This is a genomic window from Chlamydiales bacterium (assembly GCA_016185065.1).
Lineage (GTDB): Bacteria > Chlamydiota > Chlamydiia > Chlamydiales > Rhabdochlamydiaceae.
In genome coordinates, this window is the sequence record JACPOL010000007.1 from 58,741 (window position 1) to 80,253 (window position 21,513).

A 21,513-nucleotide genomic window follows, 5' to 3' on the forward strand; every position below is an offset into this window, starting at 1 on the left:
AAAAAAATAAGAGCGCGTATTTTTCGTAATCTACATAAGTATACATGAATAACCTTTTATTGGGACAACTCCCGCAAGTCGGCGTTCGCCAAAACCAGAATCTCCTTCTCTCCATGGCAATGCAGCAGGCTTTTCATGTCTTGCAGATGCCCATCATGGAGCTCGAACACTGGTTAAAAAACGAGATCGAGCAGAACCCGGTTTTGGAATATGAAGATCGGATAGATGAAGAGGAGGAAAAAGAGCTCGACTTCGACCAGAATCGGCCTGGAGCGTTTGAGATGGTGGATCAAGAGTCTGAAGCCCCGCTTTTCGAAGAGCAGATGCATGAGCTCTCTCTCTTTGCACACCTCATGGTCCAAGCAGAGATGGCGCTCTCTCCAGAAGAGCTCAAGGTTGCAGAGCTATTAATCGGGAATCTAGATGAGAGAGGCTTTCTCAGCACACCTCTCTCTACACTCTTCTCTAAAGATGAGCTTAGCCTTGCCGAGCTCGTCCTCAGCAAGGTTCAAACATTTGATCCTCCAGGCGTTGCAGCCTGCAGTTTAAAAGAGTCTCTTCTTCTTCAGCTGTGTTTGAAGGGAAAAGAACATACTCTTGCCTACTCTCTGATTGAGCTTCATTTTGAAGAGCTCGTCCACAATCGCCTCCCTCTTCTCCAAAAAAAACTTGGCTGCACAAGTGAAGAGCTTCAAAAAGCGATCTTCCAGGAGATTGCAAACTTAGATCTACATCCCGCTTCGCGTTTTAATCTCGATCCCGTTCAGCCCATCATCCCCGATCTAATTCTTTCGAAAGAGGAAGAGGAGTGGAAGGTAGAGGTTAACGAGGAGGCTCTTCCCTCCTTTCGCGTGGCTCCCGTTTTTCTTGATGCGAGCGAGAATCCTTCGCAAGAGAATCGTTTCTTTAGACGCCAGATTGCCGCGGCAAGGTGGCTCGAGCGGATCCTGGAAAAAAGACGTAAAACACTCCAAGAGATCGGCGCTTTTCTGATTAAAAAACAGGCGGCATTTTTAAACGGAGAGACCAGCGCGCCTCTTCCTCTAATGATGCAAGAGCTAACAACAGCGCTTTCGCTTCACCACTCGACGATTGTCCGCGCAGTCTCGAGCAAGTATGTTCTCTGCAGGCAGGGGCTTCTACCTCTGCGCAGCTTCTTCACCCACTCTATCCAAAAAGAGAGCAGCGCTGAAGTCTCCTCAGAACAGGTGAAAGAGATCTTGCGCGCACTCGTGGAAAAAGAGGATAAACACTCTCCCCTTTCAGATCAGGCTCTCTCAAAGCGCATTCAGCGCGAAGGGATCCCTGTTGCAAGACGCACAGTCACTAAGTATAGAAAAGCGCTAAGAATCGCCTCCGCTACCGCCCGCAAGAATCACTTTTAAAGTAGGCGACTACTAGTATTTTCCAGCGGAGGGAGAGCTTCTTCTGCTTCTCTATGGAGTGCAAGATTTCTGAAGGAGCGAGCTTTGAAAAAGTTACGATCTCTTCATCCGTTAAACGGACCATCACAAAGAGCGCCTCTTCGGGTTTTGGGAGTATCGCTCTCAAGTTTTTTTCACACTTTTTAAAGATTCGATGGTCCGATCGCAGCCGAAGAAGGAGAGCTGCCAGTAGAAGCCAGGGAAGAATAGCAATTCTCTCTAGAGCAGGAATCCAGATCGCAGCGTAACTTGCGCATACGGCAAGAAGCAGCGTGAAAAGAAAGAGGCTTCCTTCAAATGAGGTGCGAAAAAGAGGGCCTAGCCACCTGCGCCATGATCTCTCTGAAGTGAGATAGGCAAAGTGCTCTTCGAAACGATTGGAAAGAAGAGGTGTACGCACCGCATGCACAGCCTCATGCGCAAGCACTTCGCTGCGCTTATAAAATCCAAAATAGGAGCCGCTCTTAAACTTGGGATGGAGTTGAATTAGGGGCGGATTGCCAAGCCAGGTTACGGCGCCCTGCCAAAAAGGAAGGCGGCTTCTGCTGTAGAACGCCTTTACCCAGTCGGCAGAGAAGCCAAAAAGCGTGCGTGTAGACTGGTGCGCATCTCTCCACTCTTCTTGCGAAAGAAGAGTGTTAATCTCCTCTTCCTCTTCGGAGTTTTCTATGCGTTTTAAAAACTCTGCTTCACTTTCAGAAGGAGCAGGAAGAATCCCTCTCTGATTAAGCGAGAGAAGATCAGAGGACATGGCGCTTTTTGTAGAAGAGTGTGAAGAGGATGCTGAGGCCGATCAGATTTAAAGCTCCGATCGCTCCCACAACGAGAAAGAGTTTATTCGATTTTTTGGTAATCACCATCAGACGCTCGCGCACCATCTTCTCAAATTTACTCTCATCTTCAAACCACTGACCAGCATAGAGGTGGTAGGCCCACATCGCCTCTTTTTCTGTGGGTGCATCGAAGTAGAAGGCGGGGAAGACGATATCCTGGCGTCCCTCTTGATTGTTAGACTCTTTAATCGCATTGCCAAAAAGGAGGAAGGTGCGGTGGAGGACGCGGTTTAGCACCTCATCACGCGCGGTGCCTGGGTAATCTTTTTCGATCTGATCCCACTCTTTTTTAAGCGAGGTCATGCATGTTTTCAGAATGGGGTGTCCAGGCGAGATCCCGATTAGATTATTTGTGGGGAAAACACACGAGGGCAAGCTGCTCATGTAGGGCATATCCATGCCGCAGTAGAAATTATAAGCGAGGTTCATCGAATCGAAGGATTTAAAACACTTCACATCGTGATCGACGTAGACGCCCCCCTCTTGATAGAGGATCTCGTAGCGGAGAACATCCGACTTCTCGCCATAGTTGTCGGTTTTGTGATAGCAGCTCTCGAGCATCAAAAAATTAAAGTCGCGCACCAGCTTGAGCTTCATCCCCGGGCAGGGAAGGGGTCTCTCTCTATCTGTCCAAAAATTGATAGTCCATCCAGGATGCTTTGCAATCCATCCACGGACGTTCTCGACCGACTCGCGAGGAAAAGGCTTCGGGCCGAGCCAGATGAGATGGAGTGTGTTAGGAATGCGATTTTCGCGCTGGCTCTTCTCTGAAAGAAGGCTCTTCTTAGAATCGTAGAGAGCTTTGAAAAACCGCAGGTTCTCAAAATCCTCTTTTGTCTGAATGTAACTCCAAGAAGGGGAGCCTCTTCCCATCAAGCTCTCAAAATCCTCTGCGCCACTCTTCTGGATCTGAGCTTGCGCCTGCGAGGGCTTCTTGATGCCGAGAAAGAGAGCTCCTGCACTTAAGCAGACTGTAAAAGCGCAGAGAACAATGAGAAGTTTACGCCTTTTTGACATCGCCTCTTCTCAATTGCCAGATTAGAGCTGCAGCAAGCGATAGGTTGCATGCGAGAAGCAGAAAAGCGAGAATTCGCATGTTGCTGGTCTTTTGCGAGATCTTATCCATCTTTTTCTGAACGAACTTCTCTCCAGCGCTGCTCTTCACCTTCTGATCCGACCAGGCAGTTGCATAGAAGTGTTTTGAGTAGAGCGAGGGCATGCCGCTTTTAGCAAAGAAATAGGAGGCAGGAAGAACGATATCGACGTTACTATCGCGGTTCAAAATATCCTCTTTTAAAGCATTGGTCAGCGCGATATAGGTGCGCTGCATGACGACCTCTGTCCGAGAGTAGCTATCTCTTCCCTGATATTTTTTGCCAAGTCCTTCCCAGTGCTGGGCAATTAGATCGATCACTTTGCGCAGTGCAGGGTGGTTAGGTCTTGAACCGATGACGCCATTTCCACAGGTGACGCTCTGGCCTACAAAAGGCTCGTGCGGCGTCTCTAGGCCGCAGTAGAAATCGTAGGCGGTGTGCAGTGGCAAGAAGGGCTGGAGGCAGTTCGCATCGTGATCGACGTAGACTCCACCCTCCTGATTCAAGATCTCATAGCGAAGGATATCCGACTTCTCTCCATAATTCTGCGACTGGATGTAGCAGTGTCCCAAGCGGGAGAAGTTAAAATCTTTGACAAACACCTTCTGCATCCCTCGGCAAGGAGTTGGCCGATCGCGATCCGTCCAGAACTTCACTGTCCAATCGGGATTCTGGGCCATCCACATGCGGACGTTCTCCACGGATTCGGGAGGAAAAGCTTTAGGCCCTAGCCAGATGAAGTGGATTGTCTTGGGGATTTTTACGCTTCTTCGGGCTGATGCCAGCTCCTTTGAACTCTTCTCATAAACGCGTTTGCACGCTTCTAAAAAAGAGCGATCCTCTTGCTGAACGATGTGACTCCAGTGTTTGGTTCCATCACCCATCAGGGAGTAGAACTCCTCTTTCGATTTATCCACTGGCTTCTTATCGCCAGAGCAGGCGCTCATCAGGCTAAGAATGCAAGCAAGCAAAATGAGGCTATTACGCATGGCTTGCTCTCCTGTATGTGATGACAAGAGCCAGCATAAGAAGGCCGCAGAAGCCGGTCATCATGATGAGCAGGAGTTCTGTCGTCGCAACCCTGCTTAAAATCTCCTCGCTATCTTGAATGAGCTTCTTCTCGGAAGAGCTCTCCTGCTTTAGCCAGACCCCTTCATGAGAGTGTGTTGCAAAAGCGTGCTCTGATGCTACTTTTTGGCTAAAAAACGCAGAGGGAAGCACGATATCTACGTTCCTATCTCGGTCGATCTTCTGATGGATCCCCTCATTGAGAGCATAAAAGGAGCGGTGCTTAACGCGGTTCATTACAGATAGGGGGTCGCTTCCAGGATAGTCGGCTTCAAGCTGCTGCCAGCGCCTTTTCACCCAGTCGATCGCAGCGGCAAGAACAGGATGCTGAGCTCTCGATCCGATGATGTGCGTTCCAGGAAAGAGAGATGAGCTTAAAATCGAGGGAGCAAGCTCTTCAAGCCCGCAGTAGAAGTCATACGCGGCGTTGAGAGGCTCAAAATTTGCATTGCAGAGGAGGTCGTGGTCAATATAGAGCCCGCCCTCTGCAAGAAGAATCTCGTAGCGCAGAAGCTCGGAACGCTCGCAAAAATTGTCTGATAAAAAGTAGTTAGAGAGCAGATTGGGAAGGTGGCAATCTTCTACTAAAACCTTCTGCATTGCGGGATGGGGAGCCGCGCGGTCGATATCGGTCCAGAACTTGACTGTCCACGAGGGGTGCCTGTCGATCCATGAGGCGATATTTTTCACAGAACCTGGAGGGAACTCTTTAGGTCCGAGCCAAACAACGTGAAGCGTTTTGGGAATCTTTAGGGCTTCGGAGGGAAGAAGAGCTTTTTCAAAATTCTTTTCATAGAGCTTTTTGAAAAAACCGAGCGTCTCTTTATCCTCTCGCGTCTGAACATAGTTCCAACGGAAGGTCTGCTTCCCCATGAGAAGTTCAAAGTCACGGCACTCCTGCCACTTTTTTGAAAGGGGGCTAGCTCCCTCTCCTCTGAATAGGAAAAATAGTCCCAGGGCGACAATCGGCAGAAGAAGAAGCCACTTCGCTTTCAGATTTCTCATAAATAGAGAGCCTATCTGGCAAAGTTTATTTCCGTCAACCGGAAGAAGAGCGCGCTTCTCTTTAGAAGCGGAAGCCGAGGCCTGCGCCGAGGTCTAGGCCGCCGGTCTGTCTATGCGACATGTTGTTGAAGCCGAACCAGTTGAAGCGGTAGGCCGCAAGAACGTCGACGAAGAACCACTTGTTCACATCAAACTCCATCCCCGCCTGATAGAATGAGGCAAAGCCCCACTTATGCGTATGCTTGGGAATAAAATCAGAGTCGTTGAAGAAGTGGACATAAGCCGCACCAACTCCGATCCCCAGGTAGGGATGGAACCAGGAGCTGCCGCCTATTTTTGCATTGATACCGACTGTTGTAGGAACGAGGGTAATTCGAGTTTTATGCCCTACTCCTACGCTATGGCCGCTTTTATGCGTTACCGCTCCATTGGCGAAGACGGCCCAGTGGCGGAAGAACTGGTAGTCGTATTCGATAGAGCCTTCTGGCCAGAAGTTCCCATAGATCTTTCTGGTAAGGCTGCCCTGGGGATAGAAAGCTGCACCTCTTATCTTTATGCTGTTTTTTCTCATCGTCTCTTCCACAGGAGCTGCTGCATCTGCAAAAAGCGATACGGCCGTAGAAAGAGAGAGAATCAGCGTCGCAAAAAGTAACCTTGTGTGTTTCATTTTTCCCCAAATTTATTTAAAAGCGGAAGCCGATGCTGGCGCCCACATCTCCGCCGCCTGTGAGCCTGTGCGGATGATGATGGTTGAAGGCGAACCAGTTGAAACGGTAAGCGGCAAAGAGGTCGAAGAAGAGGCACTCGCGAAGGTCGAACTCGATGCCCGCTTGAGCGATAGAGGCGACGCCCCACTTATTCTCATATCTCTTCACAAAAGAAGAGTCGTTGAAAAAGTGTGCATAGGCCCCGCCAACACCAAGACCCAGGTAGGGATGGACGCATCTGCCACCGAACTTTGCATTGATTCCCAATGTGACTGGAACGAGTGTAATAGTGGTTTTCTCTCTCTCGCCGATGCTATGTCCATTGCGGCGGGTGTAGGCTCCATTCAAAAAAAATGCCCAATGCTTACTGAAGAGATGGTCGAACTCGATCGATCCCTCTGGCCAGTAGCGGCCGTAGATCTGTCTTGTGAGGCTGCCTTGCGGATAGAAGGCTGCGGCGCGGAATTTGAGACTATTTTTTCTCTCTTTTGCGATTCGAGAAGTAGGCTGTGCAGCTGTCTCTCGCCGCGCTTCATCTGCGGTTTCATTTGCTCTCAAAGAGGGAATCGCAGGGCTGCTTTCTTCACCTTCATCTCTTCCTGAAGGCTCAATTAGCCAGACGCCGCTTCCAGCAACAACCTTTGTGATAGAAGCCTCTTTCTCTGTTTCAGAGAGCTCCTCATCTGCAACTAGCAGATTCACGCTCATCATAAAAAAAGAGAATAGAGTGAGTATTTTCATTATCACTTATATCTCTTATTCTCTTAAAAATGTTCAAGAAAAATATTGTCGCATGATGTACAACTTTGCGCATGCATGAGAGTGAAGCGCTTCTTGTTTTAACACACAGACTTAAGCCATCAGAGGTAAGAAAGCTTGTGAAAGCTGCGGGCTCGGCAGCGGAGGCGCTTAAACTTGCGCATCCGCAGCTAGCGGGATGGGAGGCAGCCTCTGACTGGAGAGAGGATCTCGAACTGGCTACTCGTCACAAGATAAAGCTTCTAGCCTTTACAGACCCCTGCTACCCGTCCGCTCTCCTTAAACTGCCAGACCCTCCACCGCTCCTCTATATTAAGGGGAAGCTCGCTCCAGAAGATGAGGGTGGTGTTGGGGTTGTGGGGACGCGCATCTGCTCATTATATGGAAAAGAGGCAGCCTTTAAGATAAGCGAGGAGGTGGCGCGCTTTGGGCTAACTGTGGTAAGCGGGCTAGCGCGCGGCATCGACACAGCGGCTCACATGGGCGCATTGAAAGGAGGAAGAAGCGTCGCCTTCATCGGCTCCGGCCTTGCAGATCTCTACCCCAAGGAGAACATTAAGCTGGCGGAGGAGATTGCACAGCGAGGAGCGGTCATCAGCGAACACCCGATGCTAACCCCGCCCGCAAAACACCTCTTCCCCCGAAGGAACCGCCTGATCGCAGCTCTCTCTGCGGGCAGTTTTCTGGTGGAAGCTCCGATAAAAAGCGGGGCGATGATCACGATGGATTACGCGCACTCTCTTGGAAAAAAGTGCTTCGCCCTGCCCGGCAGAATCGACGTGGAGAGCTTTCGTGGAAATCATTTTTTAATTAAAAGCGGAAAAGCCCTACTTGTGGAAAATGGGCAAGAGATGGTATCCATACTTCAACCTGAAAAAGGCAAATTATCTTTTGAACCAACTCGTAATTTAGCTTTTCTCGAAGAAGAGGAGAGGGCTCTACTCCTCTGTTTTCCCTCGGAAGAGGTGAGTTTTGATGAGCTCGCATCGAAGGCTAAGCTCTCGATACCAAAATTAAGTGCGAAATTAATGGGTCTTGTTTTAAAAGGGGCCATTCGGGAATTCCCAGGGAAATATTACAAAAAAAATGGTTAAAGCTCTAATCATCGTCGAGTCTCCTACCAAGATTAAAACTCTAAAAAAATTTTTAGGGAAGGGCTACCATTTTGAATCCTCTCTCGGCCACATTCGAGATCTTCCTCAGCGCGGATTTGGCATCGATATCGAGAACGACTTTGAACCTCAATACGCTCTGCTCCCCGAAAAAAACGAGGTGATCCAGCGTCTAAAAAATGCGGCGAAAGCGGTAGACGTCGTCTACCTCTCTCCCGATCCGGACCGCGAAGGAGAGGCTATCGCGTGGCATATCGCTTCAATCCTCCCCAAGTCTACAAAGATCCAGCGCGTGACCTTTAACGAGTTTACAAAAGACGCGATCCTAGAAGCGCTTGAACATCCCCGCAAGATAGACCAGGCTCTAGTCGATGCCCAACAAGCACGACGTCTACTCGATCGCATCGTGGGATATAAGATCTCTCCTATTCTAATGCGCAGAGTGCAGGGAGCTCGCGATGGAGGCCTCTCTGCAGGAAGAGTTCAATCGGTAGCATTAAAGCTGGTCGTCGATCGCGAAAATGAGATCGAGGCGTTTATCCCAGTGGAGTACTGGAATATCGGCGCTATTCTTCAGCCCTCAAGCAGCGAGCAGACCTTCCGCGCTGCCCTCTACTCTGTGGATGGACGACGCGTAGAAAAAGAGCCTGTTCCAGGAAAAGAGACCTTTACAATTCCGAACCAAGATGAGGCGGAGAAGGTCACTTCTAAGCTCAAGAAGGCGAAGTTTAAGGTCGATTCTGTTGAAAAGCGCGAAAAGAGGCGCAATCCCTCCCCTCCATTTATCACTTCGACACTTCAGCAGGAAGCAAGCCGTCACTTCGGTTTTTCAGCTTCAAGAACGATGAATATCGCTCAAGGTCTCTATGAGGGTGTAGATTTAGGAAATGAGGGCCCTGAAGGTCTTATTACCTATATGCGTACCGACTCGGTGCGCCTTGCTCCCGAAGCGATCGAATCTGCACGCAGATTGATCGCGTCCGAATTTGGCAAGGAGTATCTCCCCTCGGAAGGAAGACAGTTTACTGCAAAAAAGAGCGCGCAAGATGCGCACGAGGCGATCCGCCCAACAAATCTTCTTCACACTCCTGACAAGATCAGAAACTATCTTCACGATGATCAGTTTAAACTCTATCAGCTAATCTGGCGCCGTCTGGTCGCATCGCAGATGAACCCCGCAATCTACGACACCGTCTCCTGCGATATCGGTACCGATCAGAACATCATGCTGCGAGCAACAGGATCCACACTAAAATTTTCAGGGTTCCTCGCTGTTTACGAAGAGAAGGAAGATCGCACACACCAGGATGAGGAGAAGGATGAAGATCGCCTTCTACCGCCTCTTGTTGAAGGGCAAGCGCTTAAGCTCGAAGATCTTCAATCTCTTCAGGTCTTCACTCGCCCCCCTCCACGCTACACTGAAGCCTCTCTGATCAAAGAGATGGAGAAGTTGGGTATCGGACGCCCATCGACCTACGCAGCGATTATGAATAAGATTCAGAGTCGCGACTACTCTGTTAAGGAGAAGGGAACGCTGAAACCAACCGAGCTCGGAAGAGTAATCGCTCGCATGCTTGAGGACAACTTCAAGATCATCATGGATGTCGGCTTTACTGCTGCCATGGAAGATGAGCTCGAGTTTGTCGCAGAAAATAAAAAGAACTGGAAAGAGCTGATTAAAGATTTCTGGAAGAGCTTCATTCCTCTTGTCGAAGCTGCAGAGAAGGAGGCGTTCGTCCCGCGCCTCATGACCGACATCGACTGCCCCGAGTGTGGCCATAAACTACAGAAGATCTGGGCGCGCAAAAAATACTTCTACGGCTGCTCCAACTACCCTACGTGCAGCTTTACCACCGCCGTTGAAGCGCTCAACTTTAAAAAAGAGGATTACGACCCCAGCTTCAACTGGGATCAACCATGTCCTAAGTGCGGCAAGCCCATGAAATTGCGTCACGGCAAGTTCGGCCCCTTCTTGGGCTGCTCAAACTACCCCGAATGCCGCGGCATTGTCAATGTGACCAAGGTGGGAGAGCCCCTCCCCTCGGAGATGCCGACATGCCCTGCAACCGATTGCGATGGCAAGATGGTGCAGCGCAGATCGCGTTTTGGCAAGCCCTTCTTCTCCTGCTCAAACTACCCCGATTGCGATGTGATCGTGAATAAGTTGGATGATCTTGAAGAGAAGTATAAAGATCATCCCAAGACCCCCTACGTTAAAAAAACCAAGGGGCGCTTCGGCAAAAAAGGGGCCGCATCTAAAAAAGAGGAAGCCGCTGAGAAGAAGCCTGCAAAAGGCAAGAAAGCGAGCGCTCCTAAAAAAGCTGCTGCCAAAAAAGCTCCTCGTGCACAAAAAGCTTTAACTCTCTCTCCAGCACTTCAAGAGGTGACTGGTGAAAAAGAGCTCTCCCGCACAGCCGTCACCAAAAAGGTGTGGGACTACATCAAAGCTAACGATCTTCAAGACTCTAAAAATCGCCGCATGATTGTTCCCGATGCCAAGCTGGCCAAGATTCTCGGAAACAAGCCCGTCGACATGATGAAGCTCGCCGGCCTCCTAAGCAAGCACCTCTCCTAACAAACTTGATAAGATTTTACACAGAGATCACAGAGGCACAGAGAGGGAGGAGGAGAAAGAAAAAATACCGCAAAGCGGCAGAGCATCCATTTTTTCTGCTTCCGCAGAAAAAATGATCTTCTCCTCTTTCTCTGTGTCTCTGTGATCTCTGTGTAAAATTTTCTTCAGATCTTTTACTCATCTAGCTCATGGATTTTGCTTCACTCAAAATGAAGTTTTCAACTATAGCCTAGCGATATATCATCTCCACCCTCAAAACACGCTATGCAGGCTGCCAAACAGATGATCGTAATCGATGGACGCGTATTCAGCACGGATGCTCACGACCGCGGCATGGGCCGCTATGTGCGATTCATCATCCAGACCGTTGCGGCCGCAGGGTTTGAGATCTGCCTAATTTTATATAAAAACAGTCGCCTAGAAAAAGATGATCCTCTCCAAGCTCTCATAAAAAAAATCGAGTTCGTGGATATTTATCCGGATATTCACTGCGAGCCGGAGATCCACACCTCTTCTCATGCCATAGAAGTTATTCTACGGAATAGTAAGGCTGAGGCTTTTATTGATACGACGCCTTTTCTTCTTCCTGCGCGTCTCGATATCACCGTCTGCCCAGTCATCGCCATTGCCTATGACCTCATTCCGTTGAAACACCCCAAAGAGTACAATCTCATTTCAGAAGGTGTCTGCTCCTCTACTTATCGAAATGGACTCAGGCGTCTCATCAATGCCGATTTTATAATTGCAATTTCCAGTTACACCAAAGACGCGATCTCTGCCTACCTTGGCATTGAGAAAGAGAGGATCGAGGTGATCTATCCCTGCCTTGATGAAGCCTACCTTCTTCCTCATTCAAGTGTGCAAAAAACAAAGGATTTTTTTTCAATCATCGGAGGTCACTTCTCTAAAAATCCTGAATTTGCACTTAAATTATTCAACGCATTAACTCTTTCAAAAAAACAGAATTTTACTCTTTGTGTTCCAACACTCCATCAGATCAAAACGCTCGAGTACAATTTTTTCTCTCTAACAAAAGAGCTTTTAATTCAGCACTCTCTCAGTGAAGAGGAGAAGATTTCATCACAGGCCTCCGCCAGAGTCGCTTTTCACCTCTCGCGAGATGAGGGATTTGGTATTCCTCTTCTCGAAGCACTCTTCTTACATACCCGCGTTATCTGTTGTGATATTCCCATCAACCGAGAGATCCTGGAAAAATCGGGAGAGACGTATAAAGGAATGATCTCTCTTCTACTCTCTCTCGAACTCAATGAGCAGTCCATCTCGGAAATCGAGAGTTTTATCAACCTTTCAGAAACGGATGAGAATGATCTCCTATTTAAAAAAATAAGAGACTCCTTCATCAACCACTGGACAGAAGAAGCTCCGCTCGTCATTCAAAGAGCAGTTGTAGAGGCCGCAGCAAACCACCTCGCCTTTTCAAACGAAATCACTGCAAAAATGGTCTGCAATACGCCTGGTGATTTCTGCGGTGTTGCAGACTATGCGTATAGTATCCCCTGCGGAACTAAGAAGAATATGCTCATTTATACCGCCGATACATCGATAAAAAAACTCGATGCTCTACCAGGCGTGCGCATAAAGACGCATCTATCTTTTCCAGCAGACTTAGATAAAAAAACTCCAACGATCTTCCACTTCGCTATATCAGAACGCCTCTTCTTCGGAATCGAACTCCTGCGCAAATACGGATCTTCAAATGATCTTGTAATCCTCCATGATCACTCCTATCTATTTGGACTCTATAGAGCTTTTCTTAACAGGAATTATGACGACTTTCTTACTGCTTATTTTATCGAGGAGGATGCTCCCTTTGCCAAACAACTTAAGAATGCAAGACATTTAAATTTCGATGAGTTCAATGCTTCCCTAAAGGGATATAGCTCCGCGTGGCTTCGCAGACTAAACATTCCGGCGATAAGTCACTTGACAGAGAGCGCGCAAAAGGAGCATGAGCTTCTCTCTTCCTCAACCCTGAAGATAGATAAAAAGTATGTCGACATCGGAATAGAGGATAGAGTCTCCTTTCTGTTATTTCGCGCAGCAAAAATCTGGCGCAGACAAAAAGGTCTTTTCGATACGGATCTTCTCGTGGGAGTTTTTGGATCGATTACAGATAATAAGTATATCCCAGAAATTGGCGAAGCGGTAGCTCGGGCATGTAAAGCTGTTAGACATCGTTCTGAAGGCTGCTCAAAAATACACCTTGTTCTCTGTGGAACAGTGCTTGATCGAGCAGTTTTTGATCGAGCAAAGTCCCACTTTGCAAGCGAGGGTCTCGACTCTTTCTTTCACTACGAACACTCCCTAACAGATGAGATGTTTGATGGGCTCATTGCAGCGACAGATCTTGTGATCTCTTGCAGAAGACAGGATCGAGGACAGTTAAGCCATATCGTTCCCAGAACTCTTTCTCTAGGCAAGCCTCTTTTGACCAACTCTAAAAGTGGTTATACAATGGTTCAAAACGACTGCCTGATCGATGAAGAGGAGTTCACACTCAATCTGGAGAAGAAGCTCCTACATATTGCAAAACATCCGGAGGAGCTCAAATCCATCTCCTCATTTAATCGGAATCTCTTCTCGGAAAAGCATGATGTCGCCCAATTTTTTAATCACATCAAAACTTTTGCATGAAATTTACAAAAACAATCGACGTTGAAGATTTTCAAAGCGCAGAACTGAAGCCCTACCTGCAAGCAATCGCAGATGAGGAGATGGCTTTTTTCGGAATTGAAAATCCCGGCATTACCTGCGATTCGAAAAATTGGGAAACGGCGATGGCGCTTCGCGCATTTGGAGAGAACGATCTTTTAAAAGAGGGAAAGCTCTTTGCGGGAATTGGAGCAGGAATAGAACGCCTAACTGAGCTGTTAGCCAGCAGAGGAGCTCTGGTTTTTCCGACAGACCGCTATCTCGAGCCGACGTTTCGGTCAGATGCGGCGCCTTCCGGTTATATGATTAGCCCAAAGAGTTTTAGTAGCTTCTGCTCTCATCCCAAAAACATCATTCCCGTACACTCCGATCCACGCTCTTTAAATCTCCCCTCAAATCTCTTTGATGGAGTCTACTCTTTAGGATCGATCGAGCATTTTGGAAGTTTGGACGCTGTAGAAGCGGCCTCTCATGAGATCGCGCGAATTTTGAAACCAGGAGGAATCGCCTCAATCTCAACGGAATTTTTTCTAGAAGGTCCTGCTGGTAGATCCTCGTTCGATGAGAACTGCATCTTGTTTACTCCAGAGATGATTGAGAAGCATATCATTCGCTCCTCTGGCCTGGAATCTCTCGGTACGCCAAATAACCGGCCTTCTGCTCAAACTTTTGGAACGAGAAGAGTGCTTACCGATTTTCTAAAGTCTTCAAAATCGGCAAAAACTTTTCTAGATAAGGTGGACGCCTATCCGAATCTGGTCCTATATCACGATGGCTTTCTATTCTGCTCCGTCCACATCTTGCTAAAAAAACCTCTCGACTGGAAGCCAGTAGCGGTATCTGAGGCAAAAGTCTCTCTCTTTTCGAAAGAGATCGAGACTCGCAATCAGTCCGCGATCATAAAACTGCAAAATGGGCTCTCAAATCCTAATGCAACTCTTCTTTCCAACAAGACCTCTGAAACCAAACTCCCGCAAAAAACTCTCCTGTTTCATCTGCTCAGCGAGGTAAATGAGCTTCTCAAAAGAATGCCTAAATTAAGATATTTCATTATGAGGCTGCTCTTTCTCTCTCCGGGGCTCGCAGCCTTTCTGCGTCGCAAATTAAAAACCTTCGGCATCGTTCCATAAGAGACTATCTACAACCCTATTCTTTTTTAAATAAATAGCAGTCTGAAGATGAGCGAGATACATCCAAGGAGCAGTGTTCTTTCAGATAAGAAACTGCTTGTGAAGTAGAAGTCCAGCTCACATCATCAAACCAGATATACCCTCCTTTTTTTACTTTTGGGAACCATTTTTCCACATCAAACAGAGCCTGTTCTGCTGAGTGATTGCCATCCACATGTAAAATATCCACAGATTCATCCGCGAAACGAGTCACAGCTTTCGCCGATGTCATCCTCTTTACAGAACAGTACTCTTTCAATTGGTTTCGCTTTAAAACTGAAAGGAATCCACGGTAGATTTTTCTCATATCGAGCGCATTCCACCAATTATAAGCTGCCCCTCCCGTCTCATATCCAACTAAACATTCTTCTTTGCTCCAGGGATCTACAGCATAGACCATCCCATTCCCTAAATATTTAAGCGCCTGACAAGTGGGATAGATAGAAGCTCCTCCATACACACCGATTTCTACACAAACTAGTGGATATGTGTCGTGAATGAGATCCATCATTTTTTCTGCCTTCTCTCGACTGCAAAAGCCCTCAACTTCATGTTGACGAGACAAAACTTCAGCTTTATAAGCTTCCCACTTCAGGTCGACTCTATTGTCGTAAATGAAGTTTAATTTCCTGAAATGATCTATATTTTGTTGCACGTATCTAGGGTACGTTTCATCTATTGAAACCTGTCTAGTGCGATGTCCATTTATCATCAGCTCATCTTCTCCTTGCGGAGCTACTTCGATGCTAGATCCATGAGCATACGCCTCAAACTTAGCCTTTACTCTATCCGCGCCGCCCATCCAAGTAAAATGCCATCCTCCATTTTTTAAATAATAGGCAGCATTTTTTGCCTTCCAGTCCACTTTTTTGCCGCCGTAGTATCCACTGATTATCCCTCTAAAAATTGAAGGCGTTATCGTTTTCAAATAACCATAGGTTGTCGCTCCTGCGCTATCCCAAGGAATAAAACCTAACCGATCTAAAAAGTAGAAATAGAGAGCCATGCATATCCCAACCTTGTCATATCGTCCACTCTTCAGTGGCGATGAAATCTGATCAAAACAATCTCCGCGCCAGATTTCATCGACATCGGAAATGAAAATAATATCGTCATTTGAGCAGTGACTTAACGCTTGCATGATCTGATCTCTCTGAAAGACTTCCCTTTCAAAATTAGCATCTTCCGTTCTCTCTCGGGCAGTATAGGACTCTGGTAGATCAACTACGATACAGATGATTTTATCTAGAAATTTGCTAAAACGTTCTTTGTTCTCAGAAAAATATAGCGGTTTAGGAAGCCCTTTATGCGTATGTGTGGCTTCTACCAAAACGAATTTATCCACATGGTCATTCAATTCATTTAGTCGAATCTCTAAGATTTCTAATTCGTTATAAAAGCTAAAGCAGTCGTAAACAGTAGCAAAACTGGAGCTGCACAGGAGGAAGGATAGTAAACATAGACTCAAACGCATAATCACAATAGACACTCCATGAGCAGGTGAAAAAAATGTTGGGATTCTAGGGTTTAAACAAGTTTGAGTCAAAAAAATTGCAGACAGCTCTCAGCGGATGGGTGTTGGCCAGAGGCTCTCGATGAGAAATTCGGTGGAGGAGAAGTCTATGATCTTCACTTTTTTCTTATCTTCTCTGGTCCACCAGGCGCACTCCATGACATCTTCTCTATACTGCGTCGTTCCCTAAGAGACTGTCCACAAAACCATTCAGCTTGCCTTTTTTGTCTTTTGGATTTCTGTGTCTTGTTCGATTTTACTGACTTTACCCAAGTCACCCACAATCTCCACAAAACACAGAAATCGAAAATCCTAAAAACTCAAACCAAAGTGGCGTGTGGACGGCCTCTAAAGAGAGTCATTCCGAATGTATAACACCTGCTTAATGTGATCACCAATAGGGTATGAAAGAACTTTACTACCCTTAATATTGAATGGGGGTTTTGTAAGGTCCAATGGGCGGTTCCTTCCTCGATACTCATTTTCTCTGTTACTTTTTGTTCTGTCTACAGAGTCAGTAAAACTGATAGCAAGATCATTTGTTAATAGACAGTGCTTATACTGCTTAATTTTTTTTAGAAATGTCTGAATATCCGCGTGTTGTAAGTGTTGCAACACATCTTTGCATATCATCAAATCTCCCGCAGGAAGAGACATAGCGAGAATATCTCCCTGCACAAAATGAATATTAGCAGCGCCAAATTTTTTCTGGTTTAGTTGGACCACTTGCTCTACTACATCAACTCCAACATAATTGACACCACTCCAATCTATATATCGTGAAAATTCCCATGTGCCACAACCCAAATCTACCACATCATGAATATCATTAGAGCGAATGAAATTAGTTAAAAACTCCATATATGCAGATGCATTCACAGGAAAGGAACCCCAACCTGACGATGGATCCCCATCCTCAGCCACTCCCCATTCCAAGTTGCTATAGATTGATGTAAACGCCTCAGAGCAACTCTTCTCTGCAGCACTTGCTTGTGCAAAAAACAAGAAACATAACAATGCTTTCATCAACACTCCATGAGCAGGTGAAAAAATTGTTATGATTCTAGGGTTTAAACAAGTTTGAGTCAAAAAAATTGTAGACAGCTCTTAGCGGATGGGTATTGGCCAGGGGCTCGCGATGAGAAATTCGGCGGGGGAGAAGTCTATGATCTTCACTTTTTTCTTATCTTCTCTAGTCCACCAGGCGTACTCCATGACATCTTCTCCATACTGCGTCTTCAAGTAGCGCATCGGCGAGGAGGAGGCGGTGAGTTCAATGGGCCCGAACTTAACGCGCGTTAGATTTTCAAGCTCGTGAGGCTCCCAGTAGTTATCGGGCCAATTTTCTCTGGCCATTTCATGTGCAAGAATGATATTCCCCGTCTCTTTATCTCTCTTCATTAGAAAGATATCGATTCCATCGCCAAGGCCTCTTCTTCGCACTACTTTAAATCCAAAATATGTGCGCATAAGCTTTAGACCGAAGCGGTAGAAGCTCTTTTCAAGTGCCCAGACTCTTGGAGCGTCCTCTTCGAAAATTTCAATATCGGCATCATAATCCCAGGGGATAAATCCTCCGTGCCGCGTGGCTCCAATGAGAGTTCCTCCATCAATCCAGTAGGTGATCTGATTCAAGTTAAATAGCTGATCTAAAAGAGAGAGAGACTGGTAGATCCTGCCAACGCTGTAGGGATCTCTTCTTTTCAACTGATCGCTTGTTAGCTCTGTTGAAAATGAGAACCTACAGAAAAATAGAGCAAAAAAAAGAAAAAATAAAATCCCTCTATTCACAAAAAATCTCTTCATGCTATCAGCCTAGATAATCAATAAAATTTTATAAAGAGAAGATCTATGCGCTCAAAACACGTACTCACTACTCTCACACTATTTTCCATCTCTCTTCTATGCAATACAGCTACCGCATCAGAAAGAAGACACGGCGCGCCCTTGATCTCAATTTTAAAAGAGGAGCAACCAGAGGAACCATCTCCTGCTCCAGTTCTTGCTTCAGGGCCTTTCATTCCTCCTATTCAAGAAAATAAAAAGGAGGAGGTGAATCCATCCACGTTGAAGAAGCCAGAAAGAGATGAGACCTGCTCGACCTCCGCTGCTAAAGGCTACATGAATCTGCGCCATATCGAAGCGAACGGTATTGGGTATAAACACGGGTATTCAACAGCAGAGCTCTTCTTTGCCAATAGTGAGAAAAGTTTTATTCCCTTCCTAGATCTACGCGGCCACTTGTTTAACACTGGTAAATTTGCCGGAAACGTCGGGTTGGGTTTTAGAAATTTTCCCAGCGAATCTTCGCGCGCTTTTGGAGCTAACATCTTCTACGACTTTAGACGAGAGAGAAAACACAACTTCCATCAGGTGGGACTGGGACTGGAATCCCTTGGCGCAGTCTGGGATTTCCGCGCCAACGGATATATCCCTGTGGGATCTAACAGCGACTATTTTGACAGTGAGTTTCACGAGTTCGATGAGCATGAGATCATCCTCCGCCGCAAAAAAGACATTGCGATGTATGGAGTTGATGCTGAAGCCGGCGCCCACGTTTATCGCTGGAACAACTTAGACCTCTACACTGGAATTGGGCCCTACTACTTCGTTAGAGGCCACAAGGATGCAATCGGCGGCAAAGCGCGCGTTAATGCGAGGTTTTTTGCAGACTGTGCATTTAATCTCTCTCTCGAAGGAACCGTCTCTTACGACTCGCTTTTTAAGGATATCTACCAGGGCCAACTCTCTATCTCCTTCCCCCTTGCAAGAAGCAAGAAGGTCGAAAAGGGACGACATAAGGGAACATGTTCGGATTTCACGGCACTTCAAAGACGTCTAGTGCTGCCTGTCGTGCGTGATGAGATCATCGTTATCAAGAGAAAGAAGAAGAATAGCGTGGCGATCAACCCTGCTACAGGGCTTCCTTACCAGGTCTGGTTTGTAAATAACACGAGCTCTTCTCTTGGAACTTTTGAGAGCCCCTACCCTACTCTTGAGATGGCTCAGAACGCCTCTTCACCTAACGATATCATCTACGTCTTCTCAGGCAATGGAACAACAACAGGCATGGATAGTGGAATCACTATGCAGGCTGGACAGAAGCTCTTAGGCTCTGGAACTAAGCATCCGCTCTCAACAACTGCTGGAACTATCACCATCCCCGCCTTTACGAACATTAATCCAATTCTCTCAAGCACCCTGCTTGGCAGCGATGGCATCGTTCTCCTCGCGAATAATAATGAGATTGCCGGGTTAACCTTGGATGCGACGAATGGCAGAGCCGGTATCCTTTATCAGGAATCAGACCCGATTTCAGGTCTATTGGTCCGCAATAACTTAATCCTCGGTGGCCCCGGCGGATCGGGCACAGGAACGGGCTCGGGCTCTACTGCCATAGCAATTAGAGTAGAAAATCTGGATGGCGACCTGACTGTCCACGACAATACATTTATTGGTGGAACTGCAGGCACAGGAATCTCGACAACAACCGCTATCAATGGAAATAGCAAGCATTATATCTTTAAAAACACAATTAGCGGCTTTGTAAGTTCAGCCATCGACCTTGAGGCTTCGGAATCCGGAGCTAGGTCGTTCGCAAGTATTCACAATAATACGATCACCGGAGAAGCAACCGGCGGTGGTATTAGTATCATAACTTCCCCAACCGATCCAGATGAGTCTTTCTTCAGCGCAATGGTCGAAGACAACCAGTTCAATGATATTAACGGTACTGCTTTAGCTCTGCATGTTAGCCAGAGCTCAAATAGCAGCGGCCTCTTCCAAGTGACTGGAAACACTTTTAATAACTGTAGCACTCCATTTAATGCTTCAGTGGATACTGTGGGACAGACCTCTTGCGTGATCTTCAACAACAATACAGCCTTCACGAACTCTGGCCCTTACGTATTTGATGGAACAAATGGCTTATTAAAAGCGGCAATTGATGATAATATTGGCGATCTACAAGTGGTAGGAACGATCCATCTCTCCAAGGCTGAAGGCTTTCAATGCGTCAACTAAGCTAAAGCATTAACGAGAACATTTGCGCAACAGGTAAAAAGTAACAGGATAAAGAGGATCGCTGCAATAAGCAGCGGCAGGATATGCAGGATAAAAAAAATCGCCATCCTCAATATCCTGCTGCTCCATAAAATGGAGCGATCCTGCTAGCGCAGCGGATCCTGTTTACTCTTGAAATCTTGACTTCTTAGACCTTGCCTGCGAATAAAATTCTGCTTTTAGAGCGGCCGATCATGTAGAGGGCGAGGTTGATAAGGATGAAGAAGTAGAGGAGCCAGAATCCCGAGGTGTTGAAAAAGTTGGTGACGACGATGAAGGCAAATGTTCCGGCAAATCCCTTCACGATGTTTCCATGGAGAAGCACTGCTTCTTTAAGCTTCACATCAGCAAGCCGCAGAACATAGCCTCCGATGGTTCCCATGGCCATCACTCCAACCCATCCAAAATTAAGATAGGCCTCTCCAAAAGGACCCGACCTAAGGCCTGTATGCTGCAGCCGGTCGAACTGTACGAGCTCCGTCACATATCCTCCATAGCTCCACGCTTCTCGAAATTCAGATGCAAACCTCGGCAGAAATGAGAGGAGCGCTGCGAGATAGCTTTTTCCGTAGAGGTACTCTCCATCCCAGTAGGAAAGCAGCCAGGCGAAGTCGCGATTATCTGAAAGATGGCTTCCGTATAAGGTCTGATACCAAAAATTCAAAAGCAGATGAAAGGGGTCATCTATCCCTGTCCGCGCAGAAGCTAAAAAAATTGCACCGAGTAGAAATACCGGCATGAATGCTGCAACTTTCCAGAGAGTCACCCTCCCTTTATTGAAAAAGATGCGGTAGGAGAGGACCATCAGCAAGTTAAAGAAGGTGAGTAGCCTAGATCCTAAGAATAGAGAGAGGAAAAAGAGAGCGAACAGGAGCAGGAGGGTCTCTTTTTTTCTCCACTGCTGATACCGAACACCAAAATACCAGATTGCAACCGTAAAGGCGCAGATGGTGAGGTTAAAAAGAGGGCGGAGGGAGCTCTCTCTAATAAAGTAGTCGCGCGCTGAAAAGCCGAAACCGGCTGAAAAGAAGAAGGGGGCGATGAGGGCAAACAGCGCGATCGTTAAAAGGAGGAGGGCGTAACAGCTGCGTTTGGAAGAGATGTTTCTCTCGATGATCCTCTCCATTCCACTCATCAGCTTTTTCAAAGGCAGAAAATTCACCCTCCTTCTGGGGCGATCGTGAAGATAACGCCCCACCCAGAGAAATAGATATCCCACAGCTCCAATGGAAAACGCCTTATCGACAAAGGGCTCGACCCTCTCATAATCCCTACCAAGCGCGGGGATGTTAAAGATCGATGCGCTAAACGGGTACATGAGAAGGATGAAGAGAACAAACTGCAGAAAAATTGTAAAAGTCCAGAAGTCGAGCTTCCACCCAGTTTTTTTGTAAGATCGATACCAGAAAAAGAAAAAATGGCCGAGAAGCAGAAGGTCTACAGCCATCCACAGAGGTGAAAATCGTACTCCGCCAAATAGAAGCTCAATTTTCATTAAAATGTCCAATTTTGGCCAAAA

Annotated in this window: 16 protein-coding genes; 6 read left to right on the forward strand and 10 right to left on the reverse strand. The window is 46.9% G+C overall.

Annotation, left to right across the window (positions count from 1 at the left end):
• Window positions 1–44: 44 nt before the first annotated feature.
• Window positions 45–1,385, forward strand: a complete 1,341-nt coding sequence (gene rpoN, locus HYX48_03855; protein ID MBI2743030.1) for an RNA polymerase factor sigma-54 — start codon at window positions 45–47, stop codon at window positions 1,383–1,385.
• Here the strand turns inward: rpoN and HYX48_03860 are convergent.
• The 6 genes from HYX48_03860 to HYX48_03885 all read right to left on the reverse strand — a co-directional run bounded on the left by HYX48_03860 (window position 1,360) and on the right by HYX48_03885 (window position 6,872).
• A complete protein-coding gene (locus HYX48_03860; GenBank protein MBI2743031.1) occupies window positions 1,360–2,175 on the reverse strand; it encodes a hypothetical protein in 816 nt (271 codons plus the stop codon). The two genes, rpoN and HYX48_03860, sit on opposite strands and share 26 nt — an antisense overlap.
• Window positions 2,165–3,274 carry a hypothetical protein gene (locus tag HYX48_03865; GenBank protein ID MBI2743032.1) on the reverse strand — a complete coding sequence of 370 codons (1,110 nt, stop codon included), beginning with the start codon at window positions 3,272–3,274 and terminating at the stop codon, window positions 2,165–2,167. The genes HYX48_03860 and HYX48_03865 overlap by 11 nt, the downstream gene beginning before the upstream one ends.
• Window positions 3,258–4,340 (reverse strand): hypothetical protein, encoded by a 1,083-nt coding sequence (locus tag HYX48_03870; protein MBI2743033.1) that lies wholly within the window; start codon window positions 4,338–4,340, stop codon window positions 3,258–3,260. The genes HYX48_03865 and HYX48_03870 overlap by 17 nt, the downstream gene beginning before the upstream one ends.
• Complete coding sequence (locus HYX48_03875) at window positions 4,333–5,424, reverse strand: hypothetical protein (protein MBI2743034.1); 1,092 nt, start codon at window positions 5,422–5,424, stop codon at window positions 4,333–4,335. The genes HYX48_03870 and HYX48_03875 overlap by 8 nt, the downstream gene beginning before the upstream one ends.
• Before the next feature lie 61 nt (window positions 5,425–5,485).
• Entirely contained in the window at window positions 5,486–6,091 is a 606-nt protein-coding gene (locus tag HYX48_03880) for a porin family protein (GenBank protein ID MBI2743035.1), read from the reverse strand.
• A 16-nt stretch (window positions 6,092–6,107) separates the two neighbouring features.
• Entirely contained in the window at window positions 6,108–6,872 is a 765-nt protein-coding gene (locus HYX48_03885; protein ID MBI2743036.1) for a hypothetical protein, read from the reverse strand.
• Between the two features lie 71 nt (window positions 6,873–6,943).
• Here HYX48_03885 and dprA point away from each other — a divergent pair, with 71 nt between their 5' ends.
• The 4 genes from dprA to HYX48_03905 all read left to right on the forward strand — a co-directional run bounded on the left by dprA (window position 6,944) and on the right by HYX48_03905 (window position 14,380).
• Window positions 6,944–7,984, forward strand: a complete 1,041-nt coding sequence (dprA, locus tag HYX48_03890; GenBank protein MBI2743037.1) for a DNA-protecting protein DprA — start codon at window positions 6,944–6,946, stop codon at window positions 7,982–7,984.
• Window positions 7,977–10,577: a type I DNA topoisomerase gene (gene topA / locus HYX48_03895; protein MBI2743038.1), complete on the forward strand. Its 2,601-nt coding sequence runs from the start codon at window positions 7,977–7,979 to the stop codon at window positions 10,575–10,577. The genes dprA and topA overlap by 8 nt, the downstream gene beginning before the upstream one ends.
• Before the next feature lie 264 nt (window positions 10,578–10,841).
• Window positions 10,842–13,232, forward strand: coding sequence for a glycosyltransferase (locus HYX48_03900; protein ID MBI2743039.1), 2,391 nt, complete (start codon window positions 10,842–10,844; stop codon window positions 13,230–13,232).
• Entirely contained in the window at window positions 13,229–14,380 is a 1,152-nt protein-coding gene (locus tag HYX48_03905; protein MBI2743040.1) for a class I SAM-dependent methyltransferase, read from the forward strand. The genes HYX48_03900 and HYX48_03905 overlap by 4 nt, the downstream gene beginning before the upstream one ends.
• A gap of 16 nt (window positions 14,381–14,396) precedes the next feature.
• Here HYX48_03905 and HYX48_03910 read toward each other — a convergent pair whose 3' ends face one another.
• The 3 genes from HYX48_03910 to HYX48_03920 form a co-directional block, all read right to left on the reverse strand.
• Window positions 14,397–15,893 (reverse strand): class I SAM-dependent methyltransferase, encoded by a 1,497-nt coding sequence (locus HYX48_03910; GenBank protein MBI2743041.1) that lies wholly within the window; start codon window positions 15,891–15,893, stop codon window positions 14,397–14,399.
• Between the two features lie 387 nt (window positions 15,894–16,280).
• On the reverse strand, window positions 16,281–16,958 hold the full coding sequence (locus tag HYX48_03915) for a class I SAM-dependent methyltransferase (protein ID MBI2743042.1): 678 nt from the start codon (window positions 16,956–16,958) through the stop codon (window positions 16,281–16,283).
• Window positions 16,959–17,039: 81 nt separating this feature from the next.
• Window positions 17,040–17,639: a LicD family protein gene (locus tag HYX48_03920; GenBank protein ID MBI2743043.1), complete on the reverse strand. Its 600-nt coding sequence runs from the start codon at window positions 17,637–17,639 to the stop codon at window positions 17,040–17,042.
• 144 nt (window positions 17,640–17,783) lie between these two features.
• Here HYX48_03920 and HYX48_03925 point away from each other — a divergent pair, with 144 nt between their 5' ends.
• Window positions 17,784–19,955, forward strand: coding sequence for an inverse autotransporter beta domain-containing protein (locus tag HYX48_03925; protein MBI2743044.1), 2,172 nt, complete (start codon window positions 17,784–17,786; stop codon window positions 19,953–19,955).
• Window positions 19,956–20,142: 187 nt separating this feature from the next.
• Here HYX48_03925 and HYX48_03930 read toward each other — a convergent pair whose 3' ends face one another.
• Window positions 20,143–21,489 (reverse strand): hypothetical protein, encoded by a 1,347-nt coding sequence (locus tag HYX48_03930; protein ID MBI2743045.1) that lies wholly within the window; start codon window positions 21,487–21,489, stop codon window positions 20,143–20,145.
• Window positions 21,490–21,513 lie beyond the last annotated feature (24 nt).